We start from the raw sequence: 15110 nt of genomic DNA, 5'->3' as shown, positions 1-15110 counted from the left end.
ATGAAAAAAAATGGCATTTGAAAGTTTAACTGAACGCCTCCAGCAGGCAATGAGCAAACTGCGCAGAAAAGGAAAAGTATCTGAAGCAGATGTAAAAGAAATGATGCGTGAGATTCGTCTAGCTTTATTAGAAGCCGACGTCAATCTGCAAGTTGTGAAAGAGTTTACCAAAAATGTACGTGAACGGGCAGTTGGGGTAGAAGTATTAGAAAGCTTATCTCCAGCGCAACAGATCGTTAAAATCGTTGACGAAGAATTAACCAAAACGTTAGGATCAGAAACAGTTGGGATTGAAAAATCACCAAAGATCCCAACGATTATCATGATGGCTGGTCTGCAAGGGGCAGGGAAAACCACCTTTGCTGGGAAATTAGCCAATCACTTGATCAAAACCGAAAACGCACGTCCATTAATGATTGCCGGTGACGTGTACCGTCCAGCCGCGATCGACCAATTGAAAGTATTAGGTCAGCAATTGGATGTACCTGTTTTCGATATGGGAACTGATGTCAGTCCAGTTGAAATCGTACGCCAAGGATTGGCTTTGGCTCGGGAAAAGAAAAATGACTATGTCTTGATCGATACAGCAGGTCGTTTGCATATCGATGAAAACTTGATGGAAGAGCTAAAACAAATCAAGGACTTGGCACAGCCAAATGAAATTTTACTGGTAGTGGATGCGATGACAGGACAAGATGCTGTCAACGTGGCGGAAAGCTTCAATCAACAACTGGGGATCACAGGGGTAGTCATCACCAAACTAGATGGCGATACTCGTGGCGGTGCGGCATTGTCAATTCGTCAAGTTACTGGCGCTCCAATCAAGTTCACTGGTACCGGTGAAAAATTGACCGACCTTGAAGTATTCCATCCAGATCGGATGTCTAGTCGGATTCTCGGTATGGGTGATATGCTGACTTTGATCGAAAAAGCACAGCAAGATTACGACGAGAAAAAAGCAGAAGAACTTGCTCAAAAAATGAAGGAAAACTCCTTCGACTTCAATGACTTTGTTGAACAGATCGATCAAGTCATGGGCATGGGCCCAATTGAAGATCTTTTGAAAATGATTCCGGGAATGAGCCAAATGCCTGGCATCGAGAACGTCAAAGTTGATCCAAAACAAATTGCCCGTCAAAAAGCCATGGTTTATTCCATGACACCAGCAGAACGTGAAAATCCTGATCTGTTAAATCCAAGCCGTCGTCGCCGGATTGCCGCCGGTTCTGGCAACAGTGTCGTCGAAGTCAATCGCATGATCAAACAATTTAAAGAATCCCGCAAAATGATGCAGCAAATGAGCAAAGGGAATATGAACATTCCTGGCATGGATCAAATGTTTGGCGGCGGTGTCAAAGGGAAACTTGGAAAAATGGCCATGAATCGTATGGTCAAAAAACAAAAGAAGAAAAAGAAAAAACGCAAATAATCGTTTAGCACTGATAGGAACTAAGAACCGAACCTTCTCTTAGGGTACAATTAAAAAAAACATGACCTGAAAAGACACCAAATCGAGAAGCTGTACCTCCTGATTCTAGCAGCTGCAGCTCCTCAGATTGCCTTCTTTCAGGTCATGGTTTTTTTATGTTCACAGTGTCCTCTTTAAATGAACTCCTTCAAAGAACATCAAATAGAACATCTAAAGAACATCCCTTTTTATAGAGAAAGCCAGCTTTCTACTGAATATCCTAAATCGTCCAAGAGTCAAAAATAGCGAAGAACTATCGTTGCGGACAACTCAAAGGATAAGATAGAAGCAGAACATTCGTGCTTTCTGGCAAATGATGCTACTATTAATTTATAGCAAGTATGAAAGGAGTTTTTACGATGACAAACAAGGATCGCATTGAAGGAAAAGTAACCGAAACAAAAGGGAAACTTACAGGAGATGACTCCGAGGAGTTAAAAGGGAAAACCCAAAATAAATATGGGAAAGCCAAAGATAAGGTTGAAGATTTTGCGGATGATGTTTCTCGCAAAGTAAATGACTTCTTTGACAAAAAAGACGACGACAAACCTAAACATTAAACATAAAAGCGTCCCGGCAACAATTTCTTGTTGTAGGGACGCTTTTTTAAATATTGCTGACCTGTTTGTTTTTTCGTTTGTACCACCAATTCATCAGTGCTTTAGGATAGACAAGCAATAAACTGATGAATAAGCAAGCAACCAGCAACAAGCCAAGCCGAAGGATGATGTTCCAAAGACTGACATCATACCCCTCATAGAGATCACGGTAAAAAATTTCTAGCGGGTAATAAGAAATCATGGATAGATAGAACCAGGTTCCTAAAGAAAGCAGCCAATAAACCGGGGCGCGCAATTTAGGGATCGTTAAATAATCACCGTCATTTTCTAAAGAAATTTTCGAGAACACTTTTTCGGCAGCAAGAATCAGCAAGCCGCTCAAACCGAGGTAAAGGAGCAGTAGCCACCAAGGATAGACATATCCTTGCGGCCAATCGATCCACGTTTGAAAAGGAAGCAGAAAATCCCCATGACCAAGAAATACAAAACTAAAAAACTCGCGGGTACATTGGAAAAAGCTATACCCCATTGTTCCTAGAGAAAGAGTGAAGAACACCGACAGCACGCCAGTAAACAGATTCCCCAGTAAAACGCCCAACAAGATGCCGACAGCAAATACTAGTAGATTCGTTGCCAAAGTACTAAGGGCGGAAAGCAGCACGTCTTGAAGCGGCACAGCGAGATAGCGAGCCGGGATCATTGTGTATTCGATCAGGATATGACCTAACAGGCCCAACACTAAACAAGCGGTCAAGGGTAAGCCGATAAAAAGCAGTTTCTTGCGAAAGACGTGCTTTCTGCTAAAGGGTAAAGCAAATAAAAAGCGATTGAAATTGGTGCGGCCATCGACAAAAAAGGACAAAAAGCCCCAAATAAACAGGAAGACAATCACAAATTGATTCATGGTGGTCATATACGGGCGATTGTAATAAAAATCATCTGAGTACTCTTTGTTGATTGTCAATACCGCATCGCGGTACTCTGCTGCCGAATCAAAGTAAACCGGGGTTTCACCGTTGTAGCTTTTGACATAGTATTCTCGATTTTCGTTAAAATCTTTGATAAATTCCTCAGATGCCAAATAACGTTCTTGCTGGTGCCAAGAATTTTGTGATTGCCAGCCAGCACTAAGATACATGAAGAGCACGACAAAACAAAAACCGATCAACAGCTTACCGTAGCGTTCTTTAAATATATTGCTTAACATCGTTTTCCACCTCTATCCTTCCACCAATGCTTCTTGTCGTAAATTTGCTTCAAACAGATCTTCCAAAGTCAAAGGTAATTCTTCGAAAACCAAAGGATCAAGTTGCTGGATCTCAGCCGCCAGCTCCTCTGTGTAATTGTCAAACAAAGCAGTCAAGACTCGACCTTGTTTTTGAATCAGCTTGGAGTGCTGCTTGATAAGGGGAGGAATCTGTTTGCTGCGAAAGACGAGTTGGAGTTTGCGAGATTGTTCGCGAATCGTTTCCAAACGGTAGTCTCCTTCAATCGTTTTCCCTTTGATCAACAAGGCACGATCAATAATATGTTCTAATTCATTTAGATTATGAGAAGCGATTAAGGCGGTACGATTCGACTCGCTGAGGCTTTCCAGCAATAATCCAATCACTTTTTTACGGACGATCACATCAAGCCCATCAAAAGGTTCGTCTAACAGTAAGAACGTCGCATTTGAGGCGATCGCAAGAATCATTTTATAAAGACCTTGCATACCTTTTGACATCCGTCGGTAGGAAAGCGTCAGAGGAAGACCGTGACTTTGCATCAATTCTAAGTAAAGATTCTGATCGAAATTTGGATAAGCAAGCCGATAAAATTGATTGAGCTTTTTCAAAGAGTAGGCCGAAAGAAAGTTTTCTTTTTCATCAATATAAAAAAGTTGTTCTTTTAATTGCGGATGCTGATCCAGGCGTTGGTTATCGATGGAAATCTCCCCATCATCTAGTAAATAATGCCCAGCAATCGTCCGAAACAACGTGGTTTTCCCAGAACCATTGCGGCCGATTAATCCTACGAGCTCTCCTTTTTCCAAAGAGAAGTTCACGTTTTCTAAGACAATTGTTTGTTCCATTTTCTTGGTCACATGCTCGATCTTCACTGTGGATCGCCTCCTAACTCTTGTTCAAAGCCATTCATCCAATCGCTCAGCTCACGCATGCTGATCTGTAAATGGCGTGCTTCGATCACCAATTCTTTCAAACGTTCTTTCACTTGTAAGATCCGAATCTCATCGCGTGGCAGATCCTCAGTAACTTTCACAAAGGTGCCTTTTCCTTTGATGGTGACAAGTACTTGCTCATTTTCCAATACTTTGTAGGCTTTGCTGACGGTATTTGGATTCATCAACAGGCGCTTGGCCATTTCACGAACCGAAGGTACTTGGTCTCCGGCGGTTAGAACACCGTTCAGAATATCTTCTTTGATACTTAAAACCAATTGCTCATAGTAAGGTTTGCTGCTGGCTTTGTTAATGCGAACCACAAAATCAGCTCCTTTCATTTATGTGTACTAGTATACGTAGTACACTGGTGGAAGTAAAGTCATTTATGATAAAATAAACAAAAAGGAGCTGATGAGGACAATGGAGCGATGTGAATGGGCCAACAGTACACCAGCAATGCAGGAGTATCATGATACGGTATGGGGAAAACCTGAGTATGAGGATCAGCAGTTGTTTCGAAAACTGGTGTTAGATATGAATCAAGCAGGATTGAGCTGGCAAACGATTTTAAACAAGATGGCGAATTTCGATGCAGCATACGATCAGTTTAATATCATAAAAGTAGCGAACTATACGGAAGAAAAAGTGGAAGAACTGATGATGAATCCAGGAATCATTCGCAATCGACGAAAGATTGAAGCAGCGATCATCAATGCCCAAGAAGTTTTAAAAATCCAGCAAGAATACGGCAGTTTCTCCGCATTCTTGTGGCGATATGTCAATCATGAGCCAGTCATCAATGAATTTCAGCAGCAATCCGATGTACCGACCCATTCGGAAATCTCCGATCAGCTAGCAAAAGACTTGAAAAAGCGAGGCTTTAAATTTGTCGGAACGACAACTATTTACGCGTTTATGGAAGCGGTCGGCATGGTTAATGATCACTTAGTCACTTGTGTTTGTCGAAGGTCAGAAGCAAACGTAAAAATAAAGGAGTGAGCCTAATTGGGAAAAGTGGTATTTTATGGTGCAATCAGCCTCGATGGCTATTTAGCAGGTATGGAGGATCAACTGGACTGGCTGTTTCAAACTGATACCGGTGTTGCAACGACCTATGAAGCATTTTTTGCAACCATCGACGCGACCGTGATGGGAAGAAAGACCTATCAAGAAGCAAAAAAACTGATGGATGATGGACTGCTATATCCTGAAAAGACCAACTATGTTTTTTCTCGTACCCGAAAAGAGCCGCTGCCGGATGCAACCCTAGTGTCAACGGATCCAGTTGCATTTGTTTCAGCATTAAAACAAGAGGAAAACGTATGGGTAGTAGGTGGGGGTTCCTTATTAAAACCATTGCTGGAAGCTGATTTGATCGATGAATGGTTTATTCAAATCGCGCCGGTGTTTTTAGGAGAGGGCAAGCGACTGTTTGAACCGGAGGATTATGCGAGACGCTTGACGTTTGTTGAAACAAAACAGATGGGGGAACTGACAGAACTTCATTTTGTCCGAAAGTCTGTGTCAGGCAGCGAGTAAAAAGCGCAAACGATTATTCTTCACAGTAAAAAGACCAAGAAACTCAGTGCCGAGTTTCTTGGTCTTTTTGTTTGGATTCTTAATTAGTTGAATCGTTGAAAGAGTTCAATATATTTTGCAATGATCGTTTCAAAGAAGCTTACTGTATCTGGGTTGATTTCGTTGTTTTCATCAATCAAGTTGGTGATTCCACCGATATAGGCTTCTGGTTGTTGTAGAGTAGGCATATCCAAAAAGACTAATGATTGACGTAGGTGATGGTTTGCACCAAACCCAGCGATCGCTCCTGGAGAAACGCTGACAACCAAAGCTGGTTTGCCACCCCAACTGCTAGCACCGTAAGGACGAGAACCAACATCTAATGCATTTTTCAATGCTGCAGGAACAGAACGATTGTATTCTGGTGTAAAGAAGAAGACCCCGTCAACGGCGCTTAATGCTTCCCGAAATGCTGTCCATTCAGCAGGAACTTTTCCTTCAACTTCCAAATCTTCATTGTAAAAAGGCAAGTTGCCGATTTCGATGAAAGATGCTTCAAAACCTTCTGGTAATAATGATGCGAATTTTTTCGCTACGAGTTTATTAAATGATCCTTCCCGTAAACTGCCGACGATAAAACCAATTTTTTTTGTCATGTAAATTTCCTCCTTGTTGTTTTCTACTCATTAAGCTTACCAAAAGTAAGTGGATGGTGCAAATAAAACGATTTGACTTTAAAAAGTTTCTCTATTACTAATGATACGCGTCCTGATTCATTCTGGCAAAAGATAACCATGCTTAGAAAATAAGAAAGAAGAAACTTTTTTTAGCTGTAAAGAAAAAACTCTTTACACCATCGGAAAAACCTGTTAAACTAGCTCTTGTGATTAAATCAATGGAGGTGTAAATAATGGCAGTAAAAATTCGTTTAAAACGCATGGGTTCTAAAAAGAAACCTTTTTACCGTATCGTCGTAGCAGATTCACGTTCTCCTCGTGACGGACGTTTCATCGAAACAGTTGGTACTTACAATCCTTTACTAGACCCAGCTGAAGTGACAATCAAAGAAGATTTAGTTCTTGATTGGTTATCTAAAGGTGCGCAACCTTCAGATACAGTTCGTAACATCCTTTCTAAAGAAGGCGTTATGAAAAAACACCACGAAGCAAAATTCACTAAGAAATAAGGTGACTTTGGATGAAAGATTTGCAAGAATTAGTCTTAACGATCGTTTCACCACTTGTTACCAAACCTGAGGATATCAAGCTTGAGCTGGTAGAGTCAGATGATTTCTTGGAATATAATCTTACTGTGGCACCAGAGGATATTGGTCGTATCATCGGTAAACAAGGTCGGGTTGCCAAAGCAATTCGAACAATCGTTTACAGTGTACGGACAAATGGACCAAAAAAAGTTCGTTTGAATATCATTGATGGTAAATAAGCAAGAATGAAAAGCATTTCTCTTTGAGGAATGCTTTTTTTGTAAAATTCATGCTTAAGATGGAGGACAAAAAAAGGTGGTTTTGAGATAATCAAAAGGAGGAGGTGCTTGTATGTCTCAACTAATCGCATGGATCGTCGTTCTTTTGATCCTCGTCTTTATTTATAAAATTGGTTCTTTTCTTTGGCGAACGCTAGGGATCTTGTTGTTGCTCTTTTTAATTTGGGTCTATCGTGAGGAGATCATGACGCAATTGAACCAATGGACACAAAACTTTCGTTGGGGCGACCTATCGACGATCGCCAATCAAGTTTGGCAATGGATCAAGGATGGCTTTCAATCACTGCAAAATTGGGTGACAAATCTTTAAAAAATCAACAAAAAAATGACAGACAATCTGACTTGTTTGTCATTTTTTTTATTGAGGGGTATTCTTTGTATAAGGAGGGGAACATCATGAAAAAAGAACTAGGATTATTCGTTACGCTGCTGACGATGGGCGCCTTAGCTGGCTGCAATAATCAACAGGAACCAGAAACCAGTCAAGCCAGTAGTGCCGAAACAACAGCGACGAGTATGGTGGAAAGTACCCAAACGCAAGCAAGTAGTCAATCAGAAACAAGTCAATCAAGTACGTCTTCTAGTCAGGCGGCTTCTAGGGATTCTTCAAACACGAATAGTACTGCAGATATCTACGCTCAAATACAAGCGGCATTCCCTGATCTTGTCTTGCCCAAGGACATTCCACTTGCTTCAGGTAAAGTGTTGAATGCGGCCACAGCTGGCAGTCAGTCCGATGCTTCGATTCTTTATTATGGACTTGATAAGCAGCTGCCTCTCAATGACAAGGCTTTGAACGAGGAAACACCGATTGCTGCTTTTCAATCAAAAGACTATCAATCAGCGGATGAAGCTGCTGCAGCGGTCAATGTAACAGCTGATGATGGCGGACAAGCCGTTGATCTCGGATATGGCATTACTGGGCATATGCAAGGAGCTGCTGGTTCCAGTTATTTGAGCTGGCAAGAAGGAAATTGGTCATTGACTGTTCGAGCAGTCAATCAAGAGGAACAAGATCCAGTTCCGGTTGCCAAAGAAGTGGTAGCGTATCTGGAAGAAGCTATGCTCCCAGCGCCTGAGGTCGGTCAAATCACTATCGATATGGGAAAAAATGACCATACAGCAACTACAGTGGTTTGGCAACAAGAAAAGACCCTTCGAACGGTGCAACATCAAGATGCACGTTCAGCATTGAAAATGGCCGTTTCTATGAATCAATAAGGTTCATATTAGGACAATGCCCCTTTGATCAAGCGTCGAAGGGGCATTTTTCGCGCGATGATTTTGAGGAAAACATGGGGCGCTAGGAAACGGCTAGAATTCGCTACTTTGCTATGCTAAAATAGAACAGAAGTTAGAAGAAATGGGGAACGAACGTGACAGAATATTTAAACGTAGGAAAAATCGTCAATACACATGGAATCCGTGGAGAAGTACGTGTGATATCACAAACGGATTTTCCAGAAGAACGCTACCGTAAAGGGGCCGAATTGACACTTTTTCGTGAAAATAAAGAGCCAATAACATTGATTGTTTCAGGTCATCGCAAACACAAAAACTTTGATTTAGTGACGTTTGAGGGCTATCCCAATATTAACGATGTTGAACCGTTTCGTAACGGCATTTTAAAAGTTACCAAGGATGATTTGGTGGATTTAGCAGAAAATGAGTTTTACTACCATGAAATTATTGGTCTGGAAGTCGTCGAAGAAGATGGCACAATCATTGGTAAAGTCAAAGAGATCCTTTCACCAGGTGCCAATGACGTTTGGGTCGTTCAACGAAAAGGGAAGAAGGATGCCTTGATTCCTTATATCGAGTCGGTTGTCCACACGATCGATCTTGAAAATGGTCAGGTCATTGTGGAAATCCCAGAGGGGTTGTTAGACGATGAGAATTGATGTATTGACACTATTTCCGCGAATGTTCGAAGGTCCTCTAGGAGAATCGATCATTGGCAAAGCAAGGGAAAAGGGACTGTTAGAAATCAACGTCTCAAATTTCCGTGACTATTCCGACAACAAACATCAAACAGTGGACGACTATCCTTATGGCGGCGGAGCAGGAATGTTATTAAAAGTCCAACCTGTCTATGACAATATCAAAGCGATCGAAGAAGCAGCACCAGAAACGAAGAAACGCGTGATCCTTTTAGACCCAGCGGGGAAACCTTTTGATCAAAAGATGGCAGAAGAATTTTCTACCGAAGAGCACCTCGTCTTCATTTGTGGTCATTATGAAGGATACGATGAACGAATCCGTTCATTGGTCACTGATGAAGTGTCACTGGGAGATTACGTCTTGACTGGCGGCGAATTGGGTGCAATGGTCATGATCGATGCGACGGTCAGACTATTACCAGAAGTTTTAGGCAATCAAACCTCCGCACAAACCGATTCTCATTCCACTGGTTTATTAGAACATCCGCAATATACACGCCCAGCAGAGTTTAAAGGCATGAAAGTACCAGAAGTTTTGATGAATGGCAATCATAAATTGATCGAGCAGTGGCAATTAAAAGAATCATTGCGCCGCACCTTTCAGCGCCGACCTGATATGCTAGAAAATTATCCGTTGACGGAAGAAATGCAGAAGCTTTTAAAAGAAATTGAAGAAGAAGCGAAAGCTGGCAACTAAAATAGTGCCAGTTTTTTTGATATTCTGCGCGATGACAAGAAAATTCTCTTTACAGCCTGTGGTCGACTGTGGTAAGATGTTTCAGTGAGTGTAAACTCAACTATTACGATGTTCCGCTGGAGCTTTCATGCTTTAAGAATGTTTGGGAATAAGGAGAATGATAAACATGAATCCATTGATTCAAGAACTAACTCAAGAACAATTACGTACTGACATCCCAGCTTTCCGTCCTGGGGACACTGTTCGCGTTCACGCGAAAGTTGTCGAAGGAACTCGCGAACGTATCCAGTTATTTGAAGGTGTTGTCATCAAACGCCGCGGTGCTGGTATCAGCGAAACTTATACAGTTCGTAAAGTATCAAACGGTGTAGGTGTTGAACGTACCTTCCCATTGCACACACCACGTGTTGCACAAATCGAAGTTGTTCGTTACGGTAAAGTACGTCGTGCAAAATTGTACTACTTACGTGCATTACACGGAAAAGCAGCTCGTATCAAAGAAATTCGTCGTTAATCATTTATTATCAGATGAAGCAAAAGCCCTTGATTTCAAGGGCTTTTTTCTTTTGTCTGAGGTGACAAAAACTTTCTATTCGTTGTGATAAAATCATGAAACGACTATAAGAACAGGAGGGGATCATTGCTGCATACCACTGGGTACCCTTGTATTTTGATGGGAACAGTCGTCTGAGTGAAACACAATGCCATCGACTGAAACTTTTTGTGGACATTTATCGGCTATCCGATAGTGACAGATTGCAGGTTGAAGATTGTTTGATCGATCACCTTTCAGCATTATTTGCTTTTATGTGCAGAGAAGGAAAAAAGGGAGTGAAAATTGTTAGAAAAACACTGATGAGGGACATCACGTTAAATACCAATATGATATTCAGTGCCTGAAAGAAAATAAATCGTAAATCACCGAATTGATAAAAAAGGATTAGAGAATAATGGGGAAGACCAAGATTACATGTTTATGTAATTTCCTCTTGATAGGTTTTATTAAAACTTTTGTTATTTATATGATGGTTTTTTTTGCTTTTTTAGTCCTTGTAGTTTATTGAATTTGAAATATAAGAAAAAAAATTGAATTATTTCATTATTTTTTTCTCATAAATGATTACAGAAAAAAAGCAATATATTCCCCTTTTTTTGATGGTTTCTATGGTAACCTTCTCGATAGGGAACTTTCTTTTATCTAGCTATTGCTGACCTCTTCGTGTTAGTTAATTACTTCACAAATAAAAGGAAGTTCTTTATTTAAATGAATTGAAAGAGGTGTCTTTATGAAAGCAGCTGTAGTATCAAACGATAAGGTTGTAAAAATTGAGGAAAAAGAATTGAGAGCGCTTCGTCCGAATGAAGCATTATTGAAAATGGAGTGTTGTGGTGTCTGCCATACGGACTTGCATGTAAAAGATGGTGACTTCGGAGATGCATCTGGAATCGTACTCGGTCACGAGGGAATCGGTAAAGTGGTCGCGATCGGTGATGATGTTACTTCTCTAGCAATCGGTGACCGTGCAAGTGTCGCTTGGTTATATGAAAGCTGTGGATCATGCGAATACTGTGTGAACGGGAATGAATCATTATGCCGTTCCGTTAGAAACGCCGGATATTCTGTAGATGGCGGTATGGCTGAAGAGTGTATCGTTGTAGCTGACTATGCAGTGAAGGTACCAGAGGGCTTAGGTTCTGCTGAAGCCAGCAGCATTACTTGTGCAGGTGTAACCACATATAAAGCGGTAAAAGTTTCTGACATTAAACCAGGTCAATGGATCGCGATCTATGGTTTAGGAGGATTAGGAAACCTAGCCTTGCAATATGCAAAAAATGTCTTTAATGCAAAAGTGATTGGGATTGATATCAACGAGAAACAATTGGACTTTGCAAAAGATCATGGCGCTGACCTTGTGATCAATCCTGCGAAAGAAGATGCGGCAAAAATCATTCAAGAAGCAACCGGCGGCGCACATGCAGCTGTAGTAACAGCTGTTTCAAAAGCAGCCTTCAATTCTGCTGTCGATGCCGTTCGTGCGGGTGGTACGATTGTAGCGGTTGGTCTTCCACCAGAAAGCATGGACTTGAACATTCCTCGACTTGTATTGGACGGTATTAAAATCGTCGGTTCCCTTGTTGGAACACGGACTGATTTAGCAGAAGCTTTCCAATTCGCAGCCGAAGGAAAAGTCGTTCCAAAAGTTGTCATGCGTCAGTTAGAAGAGATCAATGATATTTTTGATGAAATGCTTTCAGGAAAAATCAAAGGGCGAATGGTCATTGATTTTCAAGAGAAATAAATAGAAATAGAAAAACCAACGGGTGAATTTTAAACGAAGGAGAAGATTTCGTGTGTAACTTATTGATCATTGATAGCAAAGAGCATGGAGCAGTTAACGATATGATTCGTTTGATCGATCGTCATTTTCCAAATGTCATCTTGCTTCCGACGGTTTGTTCAAAAAAAGCGCTTCAGCGTACCTGTCTTGAGCAGCCGGTTGAAATTGCAGTGATTAATGCGGATGGCGAAGAGGACTCTTTTGAATTATATAAAGTATTGCTTTCATTTTGCCCTAATGCAAAAGCAATTTTGTATTCTGCTGTAGAAAGTTTTGCTACCGCTCAAAAAGCGTTGCGTTACGGCTTGATTGATTACTTGGTCGAACCGATCACAAATGATTTTGTTTATGCATTGGATCGGGGAATTCAATCCATCAATCAGATTTCCTTGCTACACATCGAGAAAAATAATGAGGCTTCTCCTTCGCTTTCTTTAAGACATAAGATATTGCGCTATATTCATGAAAATTATAGAGAACATATTACGTTAGATACTTTAGCAGATCACCTGCATTTAAGCCGGTATCACACCAGTCGTTTGATCAAGAATACATTAGGAATGACCTTTTCATTGTACTTGATGATTTATCGTATTGAAGTTGCCAAAAAAGAACTATCAACGAGTGATCGATCAATCAGTGAAATCTCTGTCAGAGCAGGATTCAATGATCCAAATTATTTTAGTAAGAAATTTAAAAAAGCAACTACTTATACGCCAAAAGAGTATCGAAAAATTTATCGTGGGAAAGCTACCGTGATCGATTCAAGACTTGAGCTTTAAGTATTGAAAAAAACAGATCAGCTTGCAGTTGTATTGATTAGCGAAAAAATGGCTTCTATGCGATGCGTATCTGGTTACTTTTCCATAGGTGATAAAAGCAAAAGGCCTTTCATGCAAAGGTTTTTTTGCTTGGAAAAACGAGTTTTGAATGAGCTGATAGAAACCAACGGCGTAGGATAAGGTCTGATGTTTTTGTGAATCCAACGATAGATGCTATAATGAGAGCGGATTCATCAATACAACTTATCAAAGAAAAGAGGCAAGAAAATGGCGAATAAAATGGTGTTTATAAATTTGCCTGTCACTGATATCAAACGTGCAACCTCCTTTTATGAAGCGTTGGGATTTGTCAAAAATGAAGAGTTCTCAAACGAGACTAGCAGCGGAATGGTTTGGAGTGAATCGATTTGGATAATGTTGTTAGAACATGAGTTTTATCAACAGTTTCTGAATGGCAGACGTATTGGGGATACGAAGAACACGAGTAGTGCATTGATCGCGTTTAGCTTTGATACGCCAGAAGAAGCGAAGAATTTTGCAAAGATTGCAGAAGCAAATGGTGGCCAATCGTTCCAAGTTGATATGGGGATTCCAGAGGATATGATGGTCGGCTATGAAATCGTTGATCCCGACGGCAATCAGCTTGAATCAGCATGGATGAATGGCTATTAGCAAAGTGATCGTTTAAATAAAAAGTAAAAAAGTGGTTCAGTATGCAGTTCCTTCAAGAAGTTAGGCTTTTGTGCTAACTTTTTGAGGGCTGTTTTTTTTGACGGGATTCTTGAGTTTTGTAAGATTGATCAGTCCCCTTTGTCTAAATGCTAAAAAAGAGGTATGATACAAGAAAAAGGAGTGGAGACGAAGTGAAATATTCAACCAAATACAGCGACGCCATTCACATCCTCGCTTACATCCACCTCTTTAAAGGAACTGATTTATCAAGTGATCGGATCGCCCAGAGCGTTGAAACGAATCCTGCTTATGTTCGCCGGATTATGAGTGATTTACGGGTTGCTGGATTGATCGAAAGCCAAAGAGGAAAACCAAACCCTAAACTAACGAAGGAACCAAATGAGATTTCTTTGTTAGACATTTATGCGAGTGTTGAAAAAGATCACCATCTTTTACATGCAGACAAAAAAACCAACCCCAACTGCTTAATTGGGGGGAATATCCAAGGGGTATTAGAAGAAACCTATGATGTGCTGCAAAAGAAAATCGAGCAAGAGATGAGCGCCATCTCGCTGCAATCAATCATTGAAGGCATTCAAGGAGAGGCCGATCAAGTAGATTGAACGGACACAACACAGTAAAAAGAACTTTCACCTGCTAAGCAATTTCTTGACAGGAAAGAAAGTTTCTTTTATACTCTAGTTGTAACTTGATTAGTAACAACTATTTTAGTCAAACAAAAGATGAGGAAGGATGATTATCATGAAAATCGGTGTTATTGGCGCAACAGGAAATGCAGGTTCAGCTATTTATCAAGAAGCAGTACAGCGAGGACATGAAGTGACTGCTATTGTTAGAAATGAAGTTAAAGCCAAAGAACAATTTGGTGATACAGTCAAAACACTTACAAAAGATGCTTTTTCGTTAACAGAAGAAGACCTCGACGGATTTGATGTGTTGGTCGATGCGTTTGCGACAAGTCCTGACCAAGCGTACTTGCATGTGGATCTGGCAGCAAAATTGGTACATTTGTTTCGAGAAAAGACCACGCGCTTGTTCTTCATTTTAGGAGCTGGCAGCTTGTTCAATGAAGCGGGTGAACGCAATCTTACCGAATTGAAAAAAGCCCCAGGAAGTGAAAGCTGGATCGCGATCCCAGAAAATCAGTTAGATGAATATCTCTTTTTAGAAACCGTCAAAAATGTTCATTGGGTCGGGATTTCTCCAGGAAATCTATTTCAAGAGGGACCAGCTAAACCAGCGATTTTAGGCAAAGATCACTTGCTTTTCAACGACCAAAAGAAATCAGTAACTTCCAGCGGTACGTTAGCCAAAGCAATTCTTGATGAAATTGAAACAGTGCAACATGAAAATACTCGTTTTACTGTGATTGATGCAGAGTAGGTTCAACAAATGATTGACCCAATCGATCAGAATCGATAGCTGCATAGGTTGGCAAGTAGACTG

General features: G+C 40.8%; 20 protein-coding genes. 16 read left to right on the top strand and 4 right to left on the bottom strand.

What is annotated here, in order from left to right; translation table 11 throughout:
• Positions 1–10: 10 nt before the first annotated feature.
• Together ffh and IGI88_RS02170 are read left to right on the top strand one after the other, a co-directional pair.
• Positions 11–1429, top strand: a complete 1419-nt coding sequence (gene ffh / locus IGI88_RS02175; protein WP_005228902.1) for a signal recognition particle protein — start codon at positions 11–13, stop codon at positions 1427–1429.
• 398 nt (positions 1430–1827) lie between these two features.
• Positions 1828–2028: a CsbD family protein gene (locus IGI88_RS02170; RefSeq protein ID WP_008377398.1), complete on the top strand. Its 201-nt coding sequence runs from the start codon at positions 1828–1830 to the stop codon at positions 2026–2028.
• 46 nt (positions 2029–2074) lie between these two features.
• Here the strand turns inward: IGI88_RS02170 and IGI88_RS02165 are convergent, their stop codons facing one another.
• From IGI88_RS02165 to IGI88_RS02155, 3 genes are read right to left on the bottom strand one after another with little or no spacing between them, the layout of a single operon-like run.
• Entirely contained in the window at positions 2075–3235 is a 1161-nt protein-coding gene (locus IGI88_RS02165) for an ABC transporter permease (RefSeq protein WP_005237239.1), read from the bottom strand.
• A gap of 12 nt (positions 3236–3247) precedes the next feature.
• Complete coding sequence (locus tag IGI88_RS02160; protein WP_005237238.1) at positions 3248–4129, bottom strand: ABC transporter ATP-binding protein; 882 nt, start codon at positions 4127–4129, stop codon at positions 3248–3250.
• Positions 4126–4512 (bottom strand): GntR family transcriptional regulator, encoded by a 387-nt coding sequence (locus tag IGI88_RS02155; RefSeq protein WP_008377404.1) that lies wholly within the window; start codon positions 4510–4512, stop codon positions 4126–4128. The genes IGI88_RS02160 and IGI88_RS02155 overlap by 4 nt, the downstream gene beginning before the upstream one ends.
• A gap of 100 nt (positions 4513–4612) precedes the next feature.
• Here IGI88_RS02155 and IGI88_RS02150 point away from each other — a divergent pair, with 100 nt between their 5' ends.
• Positions 4613–5191, top strand: a complete 579-nt coding sequence (locus tag IGI88_RS02150) for a DNA-3-methyladenine glycosylase I (protein WP_086299212.1) — start codon at positions 4613–4615, stop codon at positions 5189–5191.
• A 6-nt stretch (positions 5192–5197) separates the two neighbouring features.
• Entirely contained in the window at positions 5198–5731 is a 534-nt protein-coding gene (locus IGI88_RS02145) for a dihydrofolate reductase family protein (protein ID WP_429960149.1), read from the top strand.
• Positions 5732–5814: 83 nt separating this feature from the next.
• On the opposite strand, the gene IGI88_RS02140 is transcribed toward IGI88_RS02145, so the two are convergent.
• Positions 5815–6366 (bottom strand): NADPH-dependent FMN reductase, encoded by a 552-nt coding sequence (locus tag IGI88_RS02140; protein ID WP_016613846.1) that lies wholly within the window; start codon positions 6364–6366, stop codon positions 5815–5817.
• 254 nt (positions 6367–6620) lie between these two features.
• On the opposite strand from IGI88_RS02140, the gene rpsP reads away from it, so the two are divergent.
• The 12 genes from rpsP to IGI88_RS02080 all read left to right on the top strand — a co-directional run bounded on the left by rpsP (position 6621) and on the right by IGI88_RS02080 (position 15047).
• Positions 6621–6896 carry a 30S ribosomal protein S16 gene (gene rpsP, locus IGI88_RS02135; RefSeq protein WP_005228917.1) on the top strand — a complete coding sequence of 92 codons (276 nt, stop codon included), beginning with the start codon at positions 6621–6623 and terminating at the stop codon, positions 6894–6896.
• An 11-nt stretch (positions 6897–6907) separates the two neighbouring features.
• Positions 6908–7153 carry a KH domain-containing protein gene (locus IGI88_RS02130; RefSeq protein ID WP_005228918.1) on the top strand — a complete coding sequence of 82 codons (246 nt, stop codon included), beginning with the start codon at positions 6908–6910 and terminating at the stop codon, positions 7151–7153.
• Positions 7154–7265: 112 nt separating this feature from the next.
• The gene (locus IGI88_RS02125) at positions 7266–7523 is read left to right on the top strand and encodes a hypothetical protein (protein WP_005228919.1); all 258 of its coding nucleotides are present in this window, start codon (positions 7266–7268) and stop codon (positions 7521–7523) included.
• An 86-nt stretch (positions 7524–7609) separates the two neighbouring features.
• Positions 7610–8434, top strand: a complete 825-nt coding sequence (locus IGI88_RS02120; protein WP_034878719.1) for a hypothetical protein — start codon at positions 7610–7612, stop codon at positions 8432–8434.
• Positions 8435–8589: 155 nt separating this feature from the next.
• A complete protein-coding gene (gene rimM / locus IGI88_RS02115; protein ID WP_061053876.1) occupies positions 8590–9114 on the top strand; it encodes a ribosome maturation factor RimM in 525 nt (174 codons plus the stop codon).
• Positions 9104–9850 carry a tRNA (guanosine(37)-N1)-methyltransferase TrmD gene (gene trmD, locus IGI88_RS02110; protein ID WP_005237230.1) on the top strand — a complete coding sequence of 249 codons (747 nt, stop codon included), beginning with the start codon at positions 9104–9106 and terminating at the stop codon, positions 9848–9850. The genes rimM and trmD overlap by 11 nt, the downstream gene beginning before the upstream one ends.
• 166 nt (positions 9851–10016) lie before the next feature.
• Positions 10017–10364: a 50S ribosomal protein L19 gene (gene rplS / locus IGI88_RS02105; protein ID WP_002357176.1), complete on the top strand. Its 348-nt coding sequence runs from the start codon at positions 10017–10019 to the stop codon at positions 10362–10364.
• A gap of 772 nt (positions 10365–11136) precedes the next feature.
• Positions 11137–12150, top strand: coding sequence for an alcohol dehydrogenase AdhP (adhP, locus tag IGI88_RS02100; RefSeq protein WP_086299213.1), 1014 nt, complete (start codon positions 11137–11139; stop codon positions 12148–12150).
• A 101-nt stretch (positions 12151–12251) separates the two neighbouring features.
• Complete coding sequence (locus IGI88_RS02095; RefSeq protein ID WP_176285408.1) at positions 12252–12971, top strand: AraC family transcriptional regulator; 720 nt, start codon at positions 12252–12254, stop codon at positions 12969–12971.
• Between the two features lie 267 nt (positions 12972–13238).
• Positions 13239–13643: a VOC family protein gene (locus tag IGI88_RS02090; protein WP_005237221.1), complete on the top strand. Its 405-nt coding sequence runs from the start codon at positions 13239–13241 to the stop codon at positions 13641–13643.
• A 191-nt stretch (positions 13644–13834) separates the two neighbouring features.
• Entirely contained in the window at positions 13835–14266 is a 432-nt protein-coding gene (locus IGI88_RS02085; protein ID WP_061053880.1) for an Rrf2 family transcriptional regulator, read from the top strand.
• A gap of 130 nt (positions 14267–14396) precedes the next feature.
• Positions 14397–15047 (top strand): NAD(P)H-binding protein, encoded by a 651-nt coding sequence (locus IGI88_RS02080; RefSeq protein WP_086299214.1) that lies wholly within the window; start codon positions 14397–14399, stop codon positions 15045–15047.
• The last annotated feature ends 63 nt before the right edge of the window (positions 15048–15110 follow it).

Source organism: Enterococcus sp. AZ179 (genome assembly GCF_050498885.1).
GTDB lineage: Bacteria > Bacillota > Bacilli > Lactobacillales > Enterococcaceae > Enterococcus_D > Enterococcus_D entomosocium.
The sequence above is the reverse complement of the archived record's forward strand: the minus strand, read 5'-3'. Positions and strand labels throughout refer to the sequence as shown.